Raw genomic sequence first — 17,867 nt, 5'->3', positions numbered from 1 at the left:
ACCCCATCGGATGGCGCTGCGGGGAGCGGAAGGTGTGGGTGCGCAAACCATGCCGGCGGAGGCCTGACGCGGCTCAGCGAAGGTGGGAGTCGAACCAGTTCAGGGTGCGCTGCCAGGCGTCGGCCGCGACCTCGGGGTCGTCGTCGAAGCGATAGCCCTTGCGCGGATAGACGACGACGTCCGTGGCCACCTCGGACGAGCTCGCCGCGTCGCGGAGCCTGCTGACGTCGGGGTCCGGCTTCCCGTCGGCCGTCTCCCCGTAGATCCCGAGCCAGGGGCAGGTGAGGTCGGGCGCAGCTTCGACGAGAGACGGGAGGCTCGCGGAGGGCGCGACCGCAATGCCCTCGCCCGCCACCGTGACCGCGGCACCGAGCCGCCGCTGTGCCGCCACCACCAGAGCGACCGAGCCGCCGAGGTCGAAGCCGATGACGCCCATCCGGTCGGCGCTGATGTCGTGGTCGGCGAGCCAGCCGAACGCGGTGTCGGTGTCGGCCATGATCTGCTCACCCTCGAGCCGGTCGACCTGTTGCTGAACCTCGTCGTCGGCCGCGCCGTCGAGTTCGTCGGCGTCGTCGCGGTGGTAGAGGTGCGGTGCGACGCTGAGCCACCCGTCTCCCGCCAGTCCCTGTACGAGACCACGCACGGCGTCGGTCACGCCCCGCGCCTCGTGGAGGACCACGATCCCTCCACGGACCGGGCCGTCCGGCTCTGCCACGGTGAGCCGTAGAGCGCTGCCGTCGACCAGCGGGACGGTCTCCGTCCTGATCTCGGTCATGACGACAAGGGTGTCACGGCGCGCGCTGTGGGAGGGTGGCGGCACCACGTTGAGGACGTCACAGACATAGGGTGTCGACATGCCGCTGATTCGCCCCGACCTCGACACGCTCCCGGCCTACGTGCCCGGCCGCGCGATCGCCGGAGCGATCAAGCTCGCAAGCAACGAAGTGTCACTGCCGCCGACGGCACCCGTGCTCGCCGCGATCGCCGAGGCCGCCATGGCAGGCAACCGGTACCCGGATCTCGCCGTCACCGGGCTCACCGCGCGCCTGTCGGAGCATCTCGGTGTGGACACCGAGCGGATCGCCGTCGGGTGCGGGTCGGTCAGCCTCTGCCAGCAACTGGTGCAGGCCACCTGCCTCGAACCGTCGGACGAGGTGGTGTTCGCGTGGCGCTCGTTCGAGTCCTACCCGATCGTCGCGCACATCGGGGGCGCCACGATGCGGAAGGTGCCGCTCGACGCCGACTTCCGCCATGACATCGACGGCATGATCGCGGCGGTCACCCCGAAGACGCGTCTGGTGCTCGTCTGCAGCCCGAACAACCCGACGGGCACGGTCGTCACCCGCGCCGAGATGGAGCGGTTGCTCACCGCTGTCGGGCCGGACGTCCTCGTCGCACTGGACGAGGCCTACTTCGAGTACGTCAACGACCCGGCCGCTGTCGACGGGATGGCCCTGCTCGACGCCTACCCCAACCTCGTCGTGCTGCGGACGTTCTCCAAGGCCTACCGGCTCGCCGCGCTGCGGGTCGGCTACTCGGTCAGCACGCCCCAGGTTGCCGCGGCCCTGCGAAAGGTCTGCTCGCCGTTCAGCGTGAGCTCCGTGGCACAGGCCGGTGCGATCGCGGCACTGGACAACGCCGACGAGCTCCTCGCCGCATGCACGGAGGTGCAGAGCGAGCGGCTCAGGGTGCGCGATGTGCTGCTGCAGGCCGGCTACACCGTGCCACCGACGCAGGCCAACTTCGTGTGGCTCCCGCTGGGCGAGCGCACCCCACCGTTCGACGCGCATTGCCTGGACAACAAGGTCATCGTCCGTCCGTTCGCCTCGGACGGCGTGCGAGTGACGGTCGCCGCGCCGGAGGAGAACGACGCCTTCCTGGCCGCGGCACAATCGTTCGTCGACTGAGGTAGCCCTGGCCGGCGTTTCCGGCAGACACCGCGGCCCGGTTCCGACGGGCTGTCGGGACCGGGCCGCGGTGGTGGTGCGGGTGGAGTCAGCGCGTGACGCCGCGCCTGCTGTAGGCCCCCGCCGCGATGGTGACGCCGATGGCGGCGACGATCACTTGCAGGATGAGTTCGATCCAGTCGATTCCACCGGTGCTGGCCACACCGAACAGCTTGGCGATGGCCGTGCCGATGAAAGCGGCCACGATCCCGACGAGAATGGTCAGCCAGATCGGGATGTTCTGCTTTCCAGGGGCCACGAGCCGGCCGACGAACCCGATGATGGCGCCGATGACGATCGCTGTGATGATCCCGGTGATGGTCACTGCAAACTCCCGAGGTCTAGGCAGGACCGACCCCGCGCGGCCCTGTGCTGCACTGGGTAGCACGGGGTGAGCGAACCTGCACGTCAGGAGACCGGATGACACCCGAAGTGTTATCGGGTCGCCGCTCACCCTTCGCCTGACTCTCAGGGCTCCAGTACGTATCCCTCACCGCGGACCGTGCGGATCCGCTCCGCGCCGATCTTGCGACGCAGGTAGGAGATGTACACCTGTACGAGATTTGCCGAAGCCGTCTCGGACCACACGGCACTTGCGAGGCGATCGGGTGACACGACCTCACCCCGGGTAGCGAGCAGTGCCATAAGCATTGCGAATTCAGTGGGCGACAACGACACCGCCTGACCGTCGACCGTGACCTCGCCGAGCTCGGTGTCGACGGTCAGCTCGCCGTGGCGGATCACCGTGTTCTCGACGGCCGTGCCGAGCCGCAGCCGGAGCCTGATCCGGGCAGCCAGCTCGTCGACGGCGAAGGGCCGGAGCAGGTAGTCGTCGCGGTCACCACGCAGCTGCCCGAGCAGGGCCGCCCGGCGTTCACGTGGGGTGACCGCGATGACCGGCACGTTCGGCGCCTCGCTCTGGACGGCCGCCAGCACGGCCGCCTGGTCCGGCCCGGGCAGTTCGACGTCGAGCACCAGGAGCCCCGGTTCACGGGAACGGACGGCGTCGAGCACCGCGATGCCGTCGCTGACGGGGCTGATCGACACTCCGTCGGACCGCAGGCTGCGCAGCACGGCAGACGACGCGGCCGTCGGTGGTAGCGCCAAGAGGACGTGGTCGTTCGGGGGTACGGACACACGTGGCGGCATCGCTGTCGACACGTACGAGGACGCACCCCCCGGGGGAGCAGCGGGGAGCATCCCCCCAAGCTTGTCGTAGCCGGACGCCGATAACAATCGTCTAACGGAGCGACTGTTGCTCAAGTTGAGTGGAACCTCTCAGACAGCTGAGAGGTCAGGTACTCCGAACGGAGTACGGAAGCGCTCCCATACGTCCGTCTGAGGGCATTCTGGCGCGTCTGACCTACCTGTTGGCGCGCACGCGCAACCGTGGCTCTCAGGATTGCTGATCATCCGGCTCCTCCTTCTTTAAGGTTCCGCCTCATGCGACGGACTACCTTCGCTGCGGAAGATCGCCCGGAGTCCCCGACCGAGCTGATCGCACGGATCACCGCAGAGCACGGCTCCCCCACCGTGACCAACACCGGTCGGCACCGCCGGCCGGGCGGTAGCGTCGACGCCGTCGTCACGACCGACCCGCTCCCCCAGCGCTCACTGACTCGCAGGTTGGCTCCCCTCGCCATCGGCGCCACGGTGATGCTCATCGCGACCACCGTCGCAACCACTCTCCGGCCCGCGGACGAAGCCGCAACTGCCGCCCCTGAGTTGAGCAACGCGATCGTGCGGAACGACCCCGCGACGACGGTCGACCTCCCGACTGTTCCGAACCTCCCCACCCTCGACCCGGTCACGGGCGCGCCGCTCCCGGCCCCGCTGGGCGCTCGTGAGTCCTCGGAGGGCCCCACCTCCACCACCCAGCACTCACAGAAGAAGCAGGCTCCGCCGCCTGCCCCGCTCGTGAAACCGGCGGGCGACGGCAAGCAGGCCGGCCTTCTCAAGGGCTGGACCCAGGTCGGCGGCGACGAATTCAACGGGAACATGAGCTCCAAGTGGACCCTCTACGAAGGCGAGGGCCACGGCGGCAACGGCACCCGCAGCGAGAAGGCGGTCACCGTCGAGAACGGCTCGCTGGTCATCCGCGGCGACTCCGACGGCAACACCGGCGGCATGGCGTGGGGCGACAGCCAGCGCTTCGGCAAGTGGGAGATGCGCGCGAAGTTCCCCGCGGGTGACTCCCAGTACCACCCGGTTCTGATCCTCTGGCCCAGCGACGTCGACTGGCCGCAGGGCGGCGAGATCGACTTCGCCGAGACCAACAGCGCCTCCAAGGACGTGTCGTTCTTCCTGCACTACAGCTCGAGCAACCAGCAGAAGTACGCCAAGAAGAACATCGACATCACCCAGTGGCACAACTACGCCGTTGAGTGGGTCGACGGCCGGGTCACCGGCTACATCGACGGCGAGAAGTGGTTCGAGAGCACCGACGAGAAGACACTGCCGCCCGGCAAGATGCACCCGACGATCCAGCTCGACTACTTCCCCGACGGCGGCTCCCCCAAGGCCAGCGAGATGTACGTCGACTACATGCGGATCTACAAGTAGTCGCTGACGCATCGACGTCCACTCGTCCCGCCCGGCGCTCCCCACCGGGCGGGACGAGTCGTTTCCGGGCTCATGTGCGGACGGCGGTGAACATCCGGGCGAGCCTCGCGTCGGAGTCGCGCAGGGCCGAGCGGTCGAACGTCGAGCTCGACACGAGCAGCTCGTCGGCGCCCGTTCGCGCGAGCAGGCCGGTCAAGGCCTTCGCGACCGTCGCCTCGTCCCCGTGCACGGTGCGGTCGACCGTCTGCTCGACGACACTGCGTTGCCGGGCCGAGAGCGGGCGGGCGGCGTCGGCCGGTTCCAAGGCAGGGAACTGCCCGGTGGTGCGAGCGGCCGCCAGCGCCCAGGCCTCCGGCAGGGCGAGCTCCCGGGCCTCCGCCACCGAGTCCGCCACGAGCACGTCCCGCGACACCACGACGTAGGGCTCGGCTCCGGCGGCACGGACGCGGGCCCGGTAGTCGGCCAGCTTCTCGCCGATCCCCTCGTCGTCGAGCGCGGGCCCTCCCAGCACAACCGGCAGGCCGGCGTCTCCGGCGATCGCCAGACCCCGGCTGGTGGCCAGCACGAACATCGGCACGGGCAGCGCGAGCCGCGGACGCACGGTGACGGGCGCCGAGCCGTCGAGATAGGCCCGTAGCTCCGCGAGGTCGGCGGCGAACGTGTCGGGGGCGTCCGAGTCGCGCCGCAGCGCTCTGCGCACCGGCGGGGTGAAGCCGAGGGAGCGCCCCACCCCCAGGTCGATCCGGCCGGGGTACAAGGCCTCCAGCATCGCGAACTGCTCGGCCACCACGAGTGGCTGGTGGTTGGGGAGCATCACCCCACCCGAGCCGACGCGGATCCGCTCGGTGCGGGCGGCGACGGCCGCGATGAGGACCGGCGGGCTCCCGCTCGCGATCCCGGGGACGGCATGGTGCTCGGCCACCCAGAACCGGTGGTATCGCAGCTCCTCGGCGCGCTGCGCGCGTTCGACGGTGTGACGGAGCGCCGCTGCATCGGGCTCCCCGGCCCGCGTCCGTGAGCGATCCAGGAGCGAGAGCCGGACCTGCGGAAACATCATCCGGCGCAACGCGCGCCGTGCGACACGCATTCCGGGCCGCCCCTCTGCGGGGCGGCCGGCGCGAGATCAGCTGATGCGGCGCTTGGTATGACTCCGCCCGCCACGGCCCGCCGGGGTGAACCCGGGCCGGGGCCCGACGTGGGACGGGTCGGCCTGCTTGGCCTTCGCCCTGCGGGCAGCGCGGTTGAGCGGCTCCGGTTCGGCGGCGGGCTCGGCTTCGCCGGCCTCGGTGGCCTCCGGAGTGGGCTCGTCGACGGGCTCGGGCTGCGCGGGACCGGACGGCTGCTGGGACATGGGGGAACCTCCGAGATCGTGGGGGGTGGGATGAGGGACCGCAGCTCAGAGGATCATCAGGCGAGGGTATCCCGGGCACCCGTTCGGCATCTCCCCGGTTTCGCGCCGACCACCCGGCGCGCCGAGAGCCGGGCGGACGGCGACGTCGGGCGCTAACCCGTCAGGCCACGGCGGGCGAGCAACGGCGCGATCTCGGGATCGCGTCCACGGAAGGCCCGGTAGGCGTCCATCGGGTCGACGGAGCCGCCACGGGAGAGCAGCTCTCTGCGGAAGGTATCGCCGTTCTCCCGGAGCAACCCGCCGTTCTCGGCGAACCACTCGACGGTGTCGGCGTCGAGCACCTCGCTCCAGATGTAGGAGTAGTAGCCCGCGCTGTAGGAACCGCCGAAGATGTGGTTGAAGTAGGTGGTCCGGTAGCGAGGCGGAGCGGTCGGCACGGCCACCCCCGCCGCCGCGAGCGCGTCGGCCTCGAACCGCTCGACGTCGGTCACCTGCGCGTCCGGCCCGAGACGGTGCCATGCCTGGTCGAGCAGAGCGGCAGCCAGGTACTCCGTGGTCGCGAAGCCCTCGCCGAAGAGCTGCGCCTCGTCAAACCGCTCCACCATCTCGGCTGGGAGCGCCTCGCCCGTCTCGTGGTGGCGGGCGTAGTGGGCGAGAACCTCCGGGTCGCGCAGCCACATCTCGTTGACCTGCGACGGGTACTCGACGAAGTCGCGCGGCACCGCGGTGCCGGCGAACATCGGGTACTGGACGTCGGAGAACAGCCCGTGCAGCGCGTGCCCGAACTCGTGGAACAGGGTGCGGACGTTGTCGATCGTGAGCAGCGTCGGTTCCCCGTCGGCGGGGCGCGCCAGGTTGAGCGTGTTGAGCACCACCGGCAACGTGTCGAGCAGCCGCGACTGCGTGACGAACGAGTTCATCCACGCCCCACCACGCTTCGACTCACGCGCGTAGAGGTCGGCCACGAAGAGCCCGAGCTGCCCGTTCTCGTCGAAGACGTCGAAAATCCGGACCTCGGGGTGGTAGCGGGGCAGGTCGTGGCGCTCCTTGAACCGCAGCCCGTAGAGGCGGCTCGCGGCGTAGAAGACACCGTCGTGCAGCACGCGCTCCAGCTCGAGGTAGGGCCGCATCGCGCCGGCGTCGAGGTCGAAGCGTTCGCGGCGCACCCGCTCGGCATAGAACGCCCGGTCCCACGCCTCGACGGGGTACCCGGCCGTGGCCGACAGCTCGTCCGCCTCGGTCTGGGCGTTGGCCGCCGCAACCGGAGCGAGCTTCCCGAGCATCGCGTCGATCGCGTCGACGGTGCCGGCCGTGCCGATCTCGACCACCCAGGACGCATGGTGCGGGTGCCCGAGCAGCTGGGCGCGCTCAGCGCGCAGCGCGGCCATGCGGAGCACGATTTCCCGGGTGTCGTGCTCCCCGCCGAGCCCACGCGTGACCGACGCGCGGTGCACCCGCTCGCGCAGTCCGCGATCGCTGATCGAGGCGAGCGCGGGCTGTCCGGTCGGCAGCACGAGCGTGATCAGGTGGGCACCGTCGTGGCCACGTGCGGTGGCCGCGCGGGCGGCAGCGGAACGGGCGTCCGCGGGGAGCCCGGCGAGTTCCGCCGGTTCCTCGACGAGCACCGCCCCGTCGTTCGCCCCGGCCAGGAGTTTCGCACCGAACTCGGTGGAGAGAGCCGACAGTTGCGTGTTGAGCGCCCGCAGTCGCTCCTGCTCGGGGGCCCCTAGTCGCGCCCCGGCGCGGACGGCATCGCGATGGCGGCGCTCCAGCAGCCGGAGCGACTCGGCGTCCAGGCCGAGATCGTCGCGCGCCGCGAAAAGGGCCTCGATGCGGCTGAACAGCGCCGGGTCGAGCATGATCGCGTCCGAGTGCGCGGCGAGCTGTGGAGCGACCTCGGCCTCGATGGCGCGGATCCCCGGGGTGCTGCAGGAGCCGACGAGCGTGAAGAACACCGCCGAGACCCGCCGCAACACCGCGCCCGATCGCTCCAGCGCGACGATCGTGTTGTCGAAGGTCGCCGGACCGGGATCGGCGGTGATCTCGTCCACCTCGGCGCGCTGCTCCTCCATTCCCGCCGTGAACGCGGGCAGGAAATGCTCCTCACGGATGGCGTCGAAGTCGGGGAACTGGAAGGGCAGCGGGCTCGGGGCGAGGAACGGGTTGGTGCTCACGCGCGCGAGCATAGGTCCGTGACGGAGGTACGGGTCGGTGTCGGCGCAGTGGTGGTGGACGACGGGCGGGTGCTCGTGATGCGGCGGGCGGGAGCGCACGGCGCGGGCCTGTGGGGGCTGCCGGGCGGCCACCAGGAGTTCGGCGAGTCCCCGGAGCGGACGGCGGTGCGCGAGGTGGCCGAGGAGACCGGCCTCGTCGTCGCTGTCACCGCCCGGCTGGGATTCACCGACGACCCGATGCCCGACATCGGCCGCCACTACGTCACCTTGTTCCTCGCGTGCTCCCGGATCACGGGCGAGCCCCGGCTCATGGAGCCGGAGAAGGCCACCGCACTGGACTGGCTCACGATCGGCGAGCTGCAAGCGCGCCGGAATGAGCTGTTCGTGCCGCTCCGGCACTGCCTCGACGACGGATTGCTGGACCTCGAGCGGGTGTGAGGGCGCACACTCGGATGCATGGATGTGGACGCCCTCCTCGACCGGATCGGGGCCAAGCCCCCGGCCGCGCCCACGGGCGCGGCGCTCTCCGCTCTGCACCGCGCCTACGCCCGGACGATGCCGTCCGAGGACTACGACATCCACCTCGGCGTGCCGATCTCCCTACACCTTGACGACATCGCCGACAAGATGATCCGCCGCCGGCGCGGGGGCTACTGCTACGAGCTCAACGGATTGTTGGCAGGGTTCCTGCGTGAGCTGGGCTTCGACGTCACGCTGTTCTCGGCGTTCACCCTCGACGAGGACGGCAACCGCGGCCCCGACTTCGACCACCTGCGGCTGCTCGTCGACACGTTCGACGGTCTGTTCCTCGCCGACTGCGGCAACGGTGCGAGCTGGATCGAGCCCGTGCCGCTGCGTCCCGGCGTCCACGGCCACGTCCGGCTGCAGCGCGACGGTGACCTGTGGTGGTCTTCCGAGCGCCGCCACGACGGCCGCTGGGAGCCGAGCTGGGCCTGGTACCCGCGGCCGCGGGAGCTGGCGGAGTTCGCGGAGCGCTCCCGCTACCACGAGCACGACCCGAACTCGTACTTCGTGGCCCGTCGCTTCGCTGTGCTGCCCACCCGCGACGGCCGGATCTCGCTGCTCAACGGGGTGTTCTCCGAGATCGAGCACGGCGTCCGCATCGACCGGAGGGTGGACGCCGTGCAGGAGCGGTCACTGTTGGCCGAGCGGTTCGAGATCGTGCTCGACCGGCCCTGGCGCCCCCTTGCGGTCGAGAAGAGCTCGGCGGCTTCCTGACCCCGGCCCCTCAGCCGCGCCGGACGAGCTCCGCCGCCTTCTCCCCGATGGCGACGGCGGTGGCGGCCGTCCCGCGGCGCGGCACCACCGGGAGCACCGAGGTGTCCGCCACCCGCAGATCCGCGACACCGTGCACGCGCAGCTCGGCGTCCACGACGGGGCCGATCGCGGCGCTTCCGCTGAGGTGCTGGGTGGTGCTGAGGTGAGCGGCGATCCAGCTGTCCAAGGCACGGTCGGAGCCGAGGACGTCGCCGGTCGGGCCCGTGCGTGTGCCGAGCCCGGCCCGGAGCATGTCGGCCCCCACGCGGATCGCGTGCCGCAGGCGGCGCCGGTCGTGCTCGGTGCGCAGATAGGCGTAGGAGACCCGGGGGCGGGCCCGTGGGTCAGGCGAGGTGAGGGTGATCGTCCCGCGGCTGTCGGGGCGCTGAAGCGCGCACATCAGGTGTAGGTCGCTCCCGTTCTCGAACGGCCGTACGAACAGCATGACCTCCACGTCACCGGCCGGATCGGCCCCGGCGTCCAGGTCGAGCGAGGCCTGGATGCACGTCGCGTGCGGGTGGGCGGGCGGGTCGCCGGTGCCGAACGGGAGGTACACGGCGGGGTGATCGGACCAGTCCCGGCCCACCCCGGGCAGGTCGCGCGCCACGGCCACGCCCACCGCGCGCAGGCCATCGGGTGGTCCGATCCCGGAGAGCAGCAGCAGGTGCGGCGTCGCGATAGCGCCGGCGGCGAGCACGACCTCCCCCGCTTCGACCACCGTGCCGTCGTGCAGCTCGACTCCGCGGGCCCGGTCGCCGTCGAGCAGCACGCGCGCCACAGGGGCATCGGTGCGCACCACCAGGTTGGCGCGGGGCTCGCGAAGGTAGGCACGCGCGATGCTCACCCGTACCCCGTCGATGCCGTTGCTGGGCAGGAGCCCGGCGCCGGGTGGCCCACCCGCGTTCTTGTCGGGTTCCGTGGGGAAGCCGAGGCGTCCTGCCGCGTCGAGGAAGCGGATGGTGGCCGGGTGCAGGAGCTGCGCTGTCGGCCGCTGCACACGTACCGGTCCGCGGTCACCGTGCCAGGGTGGGCCGGGACGATCGAGGTCGTGTTCGCTGCGGACGTAGTGCGGGAGCAAGTCGGCCCACGTCCACCCGGGAACGCCCCAGCCGTCGGCGTCCGCGGGGGTGGCTCGCACCCAGATCGCCCCGTTGATCGCGCTCGACCCTCCGAGCCCGCGGCCGCGCGGCACCGTGGTGACGCAGTCGGGTCGCAGCTGCGCGGGGTAGGCCCAGTTGCTGGGATGCCCGGGCCGGGTAGCGGCCAACGACCCGACGTCGAGCACGTCCGGTGCGACCTCGGCCGGACCGGCCTCCAGCAGCAACACCCGGGCCGGGTCCTCCGTCAAGCGGGACGCCAGAGCGCAGCCGGCTGATCCGGCACCGACGACCACCACGTCGAACTCCTGCCGGGGCACGTGGGAGAGGATGCACCCGATGACGGATCTCGCGCAGGACCTCGCCCACTTCATCACCGCGGCGCCCACCCCGTACCACGCCGTGGCCGAGGGTGTCAGACGCCTCTCCGCCGCCGGGTTCACCGAGCAGCCCGAGGCGGGCCCGTGGGACGACCGCCCCGGCGGCCGCTACCTCGTGCGGGACGGCACGCTGCTCGCCTGGTTCGTGCCGGAGTCCGTGCGGCCCGGCACTCCGATGCGGATCTTCGCGGCGCACACCGACTCGCCGACGCTGAAGGTCAAGCCGCGCCCCGACCTGGGAGCGGGCGGCTGGCGGCAGGTTGCCGTGGAGGTGTACGGCGGGGCGCTGTGGAACTCGTGGCTCGACCGGGACCTCGGCCTGGCCGGCAGGCTCGCGCTCTACGACGGCACCAGCGTGCTCGTGGACGTCCACCGGCCGCTGCTGCGGGTGCCGCAGCTGGCCATTCACCTCGACCGCCAGGTGAACCAGGGCCTCACCCTCGACGCACAGCAGCACCTGCAGCCCGTCTGGGGCCTCGGCTCGCCCGCCGACGGTGACCTGATCGAGTTCCTGGCGGGCGAGGTCGGCGTCGACCCTGACGAGGTGGCCGCGCACGACCTCGTCGTGCACGACGTCAATCCGCCCGCGCTGCTCGGTGAGGAGGAGGACCTGCTGGCCGCACCCCGGCTGGACAACCTCGCCTCGGTGCACGCGGGCCTCGGCGCGCTCCTTGCGGCAGCGGACGACGTCGCCGCCGCGGACCGTGCGGCCGTCATCCCGGTGTTCGTCGGCTTCGACCACGAGGAGATCGGCAGCGGCTCGGCCAGCGGTGCGTCCGGCCCTCTGCTGGAGACGGTGCTGACGCGACTCGCCGGTGGCTTCGACGCCCGCGGCTCCGCGTTCGCGGTGTCGCGCTGTCTCTCCGTGGACGTGACGCACGCGGCGCACCCGAACTACCTCGGTCACTACGACCCCACCCACCGGTCGCTGCCGAACCGCGGGCCGGCGCTGAAGGTCAACGCCAACCAGCGCTACGCCACCGACGCACCGGGCGCGGCCGCCTGGCACCGCGCCTGCCGGGACGCTGACGTCCCCACCCAGTTCTTCGTCGGGAAGAACACAGTGCCGTGCGGCACCACCGTCGGGCCGCTCCTCGCCACCCGTCTCGGGATCCGGACCATCGACGTCGGAATCCCGGTGCTGTCGATGCACTCGGCCCGCGAGCTGTGCGGGGTGCGCGACCCCGGCCACCTCGCCGCTGCGGCCACGGCGTTCCTCACCGACCCGGTGTGACGCTTCCTTCCTGCGTCAGCACCGTGGCGAGCCGGGACGCGAACTCCGAGGGGTGCGTCGCGTATCCCACATGCCCGCCGGGGAAGTCGACGACCCCGAGTCCCAGCCGCTCGGCGAGCACGAGGTTCGGGCGGTAGGGCATGTGCTCTCGGGATTCGGCTCCCCCTGCGAGGACGATCCGGTCGGCGACCGCGGCGAGCGCATCCGGATCGGGGACGTAGCGCGGGTAGGAGCGCAGCTCGTGCTCCAGCCAGAACGTCGCGTTCGCCTCCGCCCGCGCCATCATCTCGACGACGGGCTGGGGCAGCTCCACGCCGGGCGGCGGCCCGCTGCTCCCACCCACCCCGACCGCCACGCCGAACCGCTGCATCGCCGGCCACACACCCTCGGCGCGGTAGGCCGCGTACACGTCGTCGAAGAAGGCAGGCCAATCCGCTCCGTCCGGCAGCAGCCCCGTGATCGGCGGTTCGTGCGCAACCGCGGTGGCGACGAGGTCGGGGTGCCGTGAGATGAGCTCCAGCACGACGATCGCCCCGGAACTACTTCCGAACACGTGAGCAGGAGCGCCACCGAGGTGGTCGATCAGGCGGCACGCGTCGTCGACGTCGGCGGCAAGGCGGGTGTCGTCGTCCACCGGGCCGGACACGGGACTGCGGACGAAGCCGCGCCGGTCGTAGGTGGCCACCGTGAAGCGGTCGGCGAGCGCGGCGGCGACACCACCGTAGATCGTCGAATCCCCGTTCCCGCCGACGACGAACAGCAGCAGCGGGCCGGTCCCTCGGGTCTCGAGGTGCAGCCGGGCGCCCGGCACGTCGAATGCGTGGATCCGGGGTTCGGTCACGTTGCGACCTTGGCACGCCGCGATGCGCACGAGAAGACCGACGATCAGTTGGGCGCTTGTACCGCCGCGCCCGTACCGTGTTCGGATGCAACCGGAGCAACCCAATACCGCGGGTGGCCTGGACGCCGAAACGCTGGCGTTCGCGCACCGGATGTTCGATCTTGCGCGTGAAGGTCACACCGCCGAGCTGATCGCCCATGTCGACGCGGGGCTGCAGGCCAATCTCACGAACGACAAGGGCGACACCCTGTTGATACTCGCGGCCTACCACGGCCACTCGGACACGGTGACAGCGTTGCTGGAACGCGGCGCCGACCCCGCCCGCCTCAACGACCGCGGTCAGACAGCGCTCGCCGCCGCCACCTTCCACCGCTGCGCCGAGTGCGTCACCGCCCTCCTCGGCGCGGGAGCCGATCCCGAGCAGGGCGCCCAGTCGGCTCTTGCCACTGCCACCTTCTTCGATCTCCCCGACATGCTGGAGCTCCTGCAGCGGAGACAGCAGTCGTGACGGCCGAGGAAGCGTCCCTGGCGGGCGGGCGCGACGTCTACTGGTTCGTCGGCGGTCCGCTGGACGGGCGCGTGCACACCCGCGAGCCATCCGAACCGGCGCCCTGCACCGTCCGCTACACGCACCTGCACGACGGACCCAAGATCGTGCACCACTACGACCTGCACGAAGTGGCCGGGCACGGCGGCGAATACCGGCTGCGACCGCCCCACGCCCCCGGCGTCGTCGACGATGACGTCGACGACGGTGAGGACTACGACGGCGATCCGCGCGACCCGGCGGGCGACACCGGCTGAGGCCCCCTCAGGTGATCGGGTCGCGACAACGCGCCGATCATGTTGTGCTGGGGAGGTCGCGACGCGGGGCTGCCGCCCGTACCCGACGGCGAAGGAGGCGAAGTGGCCGAGGAGCAGCAGGACTACGGGTTGTTCGGGCCCGACTCCGTGACGTGGCGCGTGCACCTCGAACCGGTGCTCTGGGTCGGCGGGTTCCGCGCGCTGCTGCTGCAGTCGCTCCATCCCCGCGTGATGCGCGGGACGTACCAGAACTCGGCGCTGTTCGACCCGCGCAAGGCGTGGTCGAGGTTCCAGCGCACGGTGGAGTTCGTCGGCGTCCGGACGTTCGGCACGACAGCCGCCGTCGAGGCCGCGGCCGCTCGCGTGCGCAGGCTGCACGCCTCACTGCGCGGCCACGATCCCGTCACCGGGGCGACGTTCCGGATCGACGAGCCGTCAGGGCTGCTCTGGGTGCATTCCACGGAGATCGACTCGTACGCCGACATCGCGCGGCGGGCCGGGATCATCGACGACCAGCAGGTCGACCAGTACCTCGCCGAGAGCGTCCGCGCCGCCCGCGTCGTGGGGCTGCCGGCCGCCCCGGCGTCACGCATCGAGATGCGGACCTACCTCGAGAGCATGCGTCCCGAGCTCGGGCTCACCGACGAGGCCCGCCACGCCGTGGGCAACATGTTCGCCCCGAAGGGCGGCGCGGCCCCGACCGTCGTGACGAAGCTGGCCGTCCCGGCCATCGCATCGCTCGCCCTCGCGACCCTGCCCCGATGGGCACGGCGCATGTACGGCCTCCCTGGTGTGCCGACCACCGACCTCGGCGCCACCCTCACCCTGCGGACCCTGCGCACGGCCACCCATCTGCTGCCCGACATGCCGGCACCGCCGGAGATCCAGCGGGCCCGCCGGCTCGTCCACGGCCGGGACGATGTATCTGAACAGCCGCGTTCGTCTCTTGCCACTGGTGGGTAGCGGCACCGGGGGCGTCGCTACCCACCCCTGTGGGCCTCAGGACAGGTGGTGCACCTCCTAGAGCCCGTAGACGGGCGTCGGGATGCCTTCGTGGCGGGCCTTCAGCTGCAGTGCCAGATAGAGCGAGTAATGGCGGGACTGGTGCAGGTTGCCGCCGTGGAACCACAGCCCCTGCTGCTGGGTGGGCTTCCACATGTTGCGCTGCTCGCCCTCCCACGGCCCGGGGTCCTTGGTGGTGGCGGAGCCCAGACCCCAGACCTTGCCGACCTTGTCGGCCACCTCCTGGCTGATCAGGTCGGCGGCCCAGCCGTTCATCGAGCCGTAGCCGGTGGCGTAGACCACCAGGTCAGCGGGCAGCTCGGTGCCGTCGTCGAGCACAACGGCGTCCTCTGTCAGCTCACGGACGGCGCCACGCACGAGTTTGATGTCCCCGTTCGCGACGAGGTCACCCGCGCCGACGTCGATGTAGTAGCCCGAGCCGCGCCGCAGGTACTTCATGAACAGGCCCGACTCGTCGTCACCGAAGTCGAGCCAGAACCCGGCCTTCTCCAGCCGCTCGTAGAAGTCGGCGTCGCGCTCGCGGATGGCGTCGTAGATCGGCTTCTGGAACTCGTGCATGATCCGGTACGGCAGCGACGCGAAGATCATGTCCGCCTTCTGCGTCGTGATCCCGTTGGCCACCGCCTGCTCGGAGTACAGGTCGGCCAGCCCCAGCTCCATCAGCGAGTCGGACTTCACGATGTGCGTCGACGAGCGCTGCACCATCGTCACGTCGGTGCCGTGCTCCCACAGCGCCGCGCAGATGTCGTGCGCCGAGTTGTTCGAGCCGATCACCACCACACGCTTGCCCGCGTAGGCGTCCGGCCCGGGGTGCTGGGAGCTGTGGTGCTGCTCGCCGCGGAATCGGTCCTGGCCGGGGATCGTGGGCACGTTCGCCTTGCCGGACATGCCGGTGGCCAGCACGAGCTGCTTGGGGTGCAGCACCACCTGCTCGCCTGCCCGGTCGAGCACCACGGTCCACTCGCCGGCGGCCTCGTCGTAGGACGCGCTGGTGGCGGTCGTGGAGGACCAGTAGTTGATCTCCATGACCTTCGTGTACATCTCCAGCCAGTCGCCGATCTTGTCCTTCGGCGAGAAGACCGGCCAGTTCTTCGGGAAGTCGATGTAGGGCAGGTGGTCGTACCAGACCGGGTCGTGGAGGCAGAGCGACTTGTAGCGGCTTCGCCACTGGTCGCCGGGACGTGGGTGGCGGTCCACCACCACGTGCGGGATCCCCAGCTGGCGCAACCGCGCACCCAGCGCGATCCCGCCCTGACCGCCCCCGACGACCACGACGTAGGGCTCGCTGGTGCGGCCCATCTCGGCCTGCTCCGCCTCGCGGGCCTCCTTCCAGGAGATCCGGTCGCGGCGGGCCCCGTGCTCCACGCCCATGGGCCGCTGCTCGCCCTGCGGCTCCTCGTGGCCCTTCAGCTCGTAGAGCGTGGTGAGGAAGGTCCACGCCCCCTCCTCGACCAGGCGCAGGTGCCCCCGGCCACGCCCGACGGCCGTCTCGAACTCCAGCCACGCCTCGACGACGCCACCGGCCTCCGTCGGCTCCTCGGTGGTGCGGAAGCCCCGGGGGTCGGTGCGCTCGAGCGTGGTCCGCAGCAGCTCCGCCACACCCTCGCGGCCCTCGACCGTGGTGATGTTCCAGGTGAACGCGATGAGGTCGCGCCAGAACGAGGTGGTCGCGAACAACCCGGCGGCGCGCTCGGCATCCCGCGCGGCCAGCGCCGCCTCGAAGTCCGCCAGCCACGTATCGACACGTTCACGCGCCGTCGTGCCGGACGCCGGCTCGAGCGTCTGCGTCATTCTCGCTCCCCGTGGTCGTGCGCCCTCCTCATCGACGGCGCCCTGGTTCGCAGGAAACACGGCGACGGAGCAACACAGCAGGGTTGCAAGGGGTTGCAACCGGTCCCTTGTGCCCCGTATCGCGCGGGTTGCAGGATGGCGGCCGGAGGAACCCATGCCCCGTCCGGAGAGCGCAGTACGGCCCGGTGAGGACCCACGAGAGCGGGCCAGGGTGCTCGGCCGGGTACGGGATGCCGCCCTGAGCGGGAACGCTCCCCCGGTCTCCCCACGGCCGGTGATCAGCGCATCGTGGCGGCGGGTGCGCGACGCCGGGCTCGACCCACGCGGGTCGGCCGAGCAACCGCTGCTCGACCAGGCCGACCTGGAGCAGCGCCGCGCGGCCAGCGGGCTCGCGCCCCTCCTGCCGCTGTTGCGGGCCCGGCTGCTCCCTGTGGCCGAGGCAGCCGCCCAGATCATGGTCGTGGTGGACGCCGAGGGCCACGTGCTGTGGCGCGAAGGCGGAGCCGCCGTCCGGCGCCGGGCCGACGACCTCCGGTTCGTCGAGGGCTCGGTGTGGGACGAGAACACGGTCGGCACCAACGCGATCGGCACGAGCCTGGTGGTCGAGGAACCCCTGCACGTCTACGCCGGGGAGCACTGGTCGGAGGGACACCAGCCGTGGACCTGCGCGGCGGCGCCCCTGCACGACCCGATCACCGACCGCCTGTTGGGCGCGGTCGACCTGAGCGGGCCCGCCCACACCGTCCACGCCAGCACGGTGGCGCTCGTCGACGCCGTCGCCCGGCTCGTCGAGCTGGAGCTACGGCTCACGCACGAGCGGGCTGTCGAGCGGCTGCGCGTCGTCGCGGCGCCGGTGCTCGCGCGGCTGTCCGGCCCTGCGCTGGTGGTGAGCCAGGACGGTGTCCCCGCCGCGGCGGTCGATCTCCCCGTTCCGGCCAGGGTGGCGATGCCCGACGCGCTGGCGGCGGGCGAGGTGTGGCTGCCGGGGCTCGGGCTCTGCAGCGCCGAACCGCTGCCGGGAGGATGGCTGCTTCGTCCCCGGACGGCGGGCGCGGACGGTCCCACCCATCTGCTGGTCGATCTCACGAGCGCGCCGCCCCGGATCCACGTGACCACCGCCAGCGGTTCCTGGCAGCAGACGCTGACCCCGCGCCACGCCGAGGTGCTCCGGGCGCTGGCCCGCAGTCCGGAGGGCCGCTCGGCCGCACAGCTCGCCGGGGACCTCTTCGGCGAGGGCGGCAGCCGCGTCACGGTGCGCGCCGAGATGTCACGGCTGCGCCGGACGCTCGGCCCGCTGCTGCAGCACCGGCCGTACCGCATCGCCGCGGGGGTGCGCGTCGAACTGCGGGAGCCGGCGGTGCCCCGGCCGTGACGAGGGCCCTCGGC

18 protein-coding genes are annotated in these 17,867 nt (G+C 71.4%); 9 read left to right on the top strand and 9 right to left on the bottom strand.

From position 1 onward, the window contains the following. Positions 1 to 73: 73 nt before the first annotated feature. Positions 74 to 775 carry a dienelactone hydrolase family protein gene (locus ABD743_RS09190; RefSeq protein ID WP_344720681.1) on the bottom strand — a complete coding sequence of 234 codons (702 nt, stop codon included), beginning with the start codon at positions 773 to 775 and terminating at the stop codon, positions 74 to 76. A gap of 79 nt (positions 776 to 854) precedes the next feature. Here ABD743_RS09190 and hisC point away from each other — a divergent pair, with 79 nt between their 5' ends. Next, complete coding sequence (hisC, locus tag ABD743_RS09185) at positions 855 to 1,907, top strand: histidinol-phosphate transaminase (protein WP_344720680.1); 1,053 nt, start codon at positions 855 to 857, stop codon at positions 1,905 to 1,907. Between the two features lie 88 nt (positions 1,908 to 1,995). Here the strand turns inward: hisC and ABD743_RS09180 are convergent, their stop codons facing one another. Beyond that, a complete protein-coding gene (locus tag ABD743_RS09180) occupies positions 1,996 to 2,271 on the bottom strand; it encodes a GlsB/YeaQ/YmgE family stress response membrane protein (RefSeq protein ID WP_241042384.1) in 276 nt (91 codons plus the stop codon). Between the two features lie 143 nt (positions 2,272 to 2,414). Beyond that, the gene (locus ABD743_RS09175) at positions 2,415 to 3,083 is read right to left on the bottom strand and encodes a response regulator transcription factor (RefSeq protein WP_344720678.1); all 669 of its coding nucleotides are present in this window, start codon (positions 3,081 to 3,083) and stop codon (positions 2,415 to 2,417) included. A 306-nt stretch (positions 3,084 to 3,389) separates the two neighbouring features. Here ABD743_RS09175 and ABD743_RS09170 point away from each other — a divergent pair, with 306 nt between their 5' ends. Then, the gene (locus ABD743_RS09170) at positions 3,390 to 4,508 is read left to right on the top strand and encodes a family 16 glycosylhydrolase (RefSeq protein WP_344720677.1); all 1,119 of its coding nucleotides are present in this window, start codon (positions 3,390 to 3,392) and stop codon (positions 4,506 to 4,508) included. 70 nt (positions 4,509 to 4,578) lie between these two features. Here the strand turns inward: ABD743_RS09170 and ABD743_RS09165 are convergent, their stop codons facing one another. The 3 genes from ABD743_RS09165 to ABD743_RS09155 form a co-directional block, all read right to left on the bottom strand. Continuing rightward, a complete protein-coding gene (locus ABD743_RS09165; RefSeq protein ID WP_344720675.1) occupies positions 4,579 to 5,595 on the bottom strand; it encodes an MsnO8 family LLM class oxidoreductase in 1,017 nt (338 codons plus the stop codon). Between the two features lie 36 nt (positions 5,596 to 5,631). After that, positions 5,632 to 5,859: a hypothetical protein gene (locus ABD743_RS09160; protein WP_344720673.1), complete on the bottom strand. Its 228-nt coding sequence runs from the start codon at positions 5,857 to 5,859 to the stop codon at positions 5,632 to 5,634. Between the two features lie 152 nt (positions 5,860 to 6,011). Beyond that, positions 6,012 to 8,045 (bottom strand): M3 family metallopeptidase, encoded by a 2,034-nt coding sequence (locus ABD743_RS09155; protein ID WP_344720671.1) that lies wholly within the window; start codon positions 8,043 to 8,045, stop codon positions 6,012 to 6,014. Positions 8,046 to 8,051: 6 nt separating this feature from the next. On the opposite strand from ABD743_RS09155, the gene ABD743_RS09150 reads away from it, so the two are divergent. Beyond that, positions 8,052 to 8,471, top strand: a complete 420-nt coding sequence (locus ABD743_RS09150; RefSeq protein WP_344720669.1) for a nucleotide triphosphate diphosphatase NUDT15 — start codon at positions 8,052 to 8,054, stop codon at positions 8,469 to 8,471. A gap of 18 nt (positions 8,472 to 8,489) precedes the next feature. After that, positions 8,490 to 9,272 carry an arylamine N-acetyltransferase family protein gene (locus ABD743_RS09145; RefSeq protein WP_344720667.1) on the top strand — a complete coding sequence of 261 codons (783 nt, stop codon included), beginning with the start codon at positions 8,490 to 8,492 and terminating at the stop codon, positions 9,270 to 9,272. A gap of 10 nt (positions 9,273 to 9,282) precedes the next feature. Here the strand turns inward: ABD743_RS09145 and ABD743_RS09140 are convergent, their stop codons facing one another. Beyond that, entirely contained in the window at positions 9,283 to 10,728 is a 1,446-nt protein-coding gene (locus tag ABD743_RS09140; RefSeq protein WP_344720665.1) for a GMC family oxidoreductase, read from the bottom strand. Between the two features lie 19 nt (positions 10,729 to 10,747). Between ABD743_RS09140 and ABD743_RS09135 the strand changes: the two genes are divergently transcribed. Beyond that, a complete protein-coding gene (locus ABD743_RS09135) occupies positions 10,748 to 12,022 on the top strand; it encodes a M18 family aminopeptidase (RefSeq protein WP_344720663.1) in 1,275 nt (424 codons plus the stop codon). Here the strand turns inward: ABD743_RS09135 and ABD743_RS09130 are convergent. After that, on the bottom strand, positions 12,006 to 12,863 hold the full coding sequence (locus ABD743_RS09130; RefSeq protein ID WP_344720661.1) for an alpha/beta fold hydrolase: 858 nt from the start codon (positions 12,861 to 12,863) through the stop codon (positions 12,006 to 12,008). The genes ABD743_RS09135 and ABD743_RS09130 overlap by 17 nt on opposite strands. An 85-nt stretch (positions 12,864 to 12,948) precedes the next feature. Between ABD743_RS09130 and ABD743_RS09125 the strand changes: the two genes are divergently transcribed. The 3 genes from ABD743_RS09125 (at position 12,949) to ABD743_RS09115 (ending at position 14,630) form a co-directional block, all read left to right on the top strand. Further along, positions 12,949 to 13,371 (top strand): ankyrin repeat domain-containing protein, encoded by a 423-nt coding sequence (locus tag ABD743_RS09125; RefSeq protein WP_379659023.1) that lies wholly within the window; start codon positions 12,949 to 12,951, stop codon positions 13,369 to 13,371. Then, positions 13,368 to 13,667 carry a hypothetical protein gene (locus ABD743_RS09120; protein WP_344720659.1) on the top strand — a complete coding sequence of 100 codons (300 nt, stop codon included), beginning with the start codon at positions 13,368 to 13,370 and terminating at the stop codon, positions 13,665 to 13,667. The genes ABD743_RS09125 and ABD743_RS09120 overlap by 4 nt, the downstream gene beginning before the upstream one ends. 102 nt (positions 13,668 to 13,769) lie before the next feature. After that, positions 13,770 to 14,630 carry an oxygenase MpaB family protein gene (locus ABD743_RS09115; protein WP_344720657.1) on the top strand — a complete coding sequence of 287 codons (861 nt, stop codon included), beginning with the start codon at positions 13,770 to 13,772 and terminating at the stop codon, positions 14,628 to 14,630. Between the two features lie 57 nt (positions 14,631 to 14,687). Here ABD743_RS09115 and ABD743_RS09110 read toward each other — a convergent pair whose 3' ends face one another. Beyond that, positions 14,688 to 16,481 carry an NAD(P)-binding domain-containing protein gene (locus tag ABD743_RS09110; protein ID WP_344720655.1) on the bottom strand — a complete coding sequence of 598 codons (1,794 nt, stop codon included), beginning with the start codon at positions 16,479 to 16,481 and terminating at the stop codon, positions 14,688 to 14,690. Positions 16,482 to 16,635: 154 nt separating this feature from the next. Between ABD743_RS09110 and ABD743_RS09105 the strand changes: the two genes are divergently transcribed. Next, the gene (locus tag ABD743_RS09105; RefSeq protein WP_344720653.1) at positions 16,636 to 17,853 is read left to right on the top strand and encodes a helix-turn-helix domain-containing protein; all 1,218 of its coding nucleotides are present in this window, start codon (positions 16,636 to 16,638) and stop codon (positions 17,851 to 17,853) included. Positions 17,854 to 17,867 lie beyond the last annotated feature (14 nt).

Origin of the sequence: Pseudonocardia yunnanensis, from assembly GCF_039534065.1 — a bacterium.
Taxonomy (GTDB): Bacteria; Actinomycetota; Actinomycetes; order Mycobacteriales; family Pseudonocardiaceae; genus Pseudonocardia; species Pseudonocardia yunnanensis.
The sequence above is the reverse complement of the archived record's forward strand: the minus strand, read 5'-3'. Positions and strand labels throughout refer to the sequence as shown.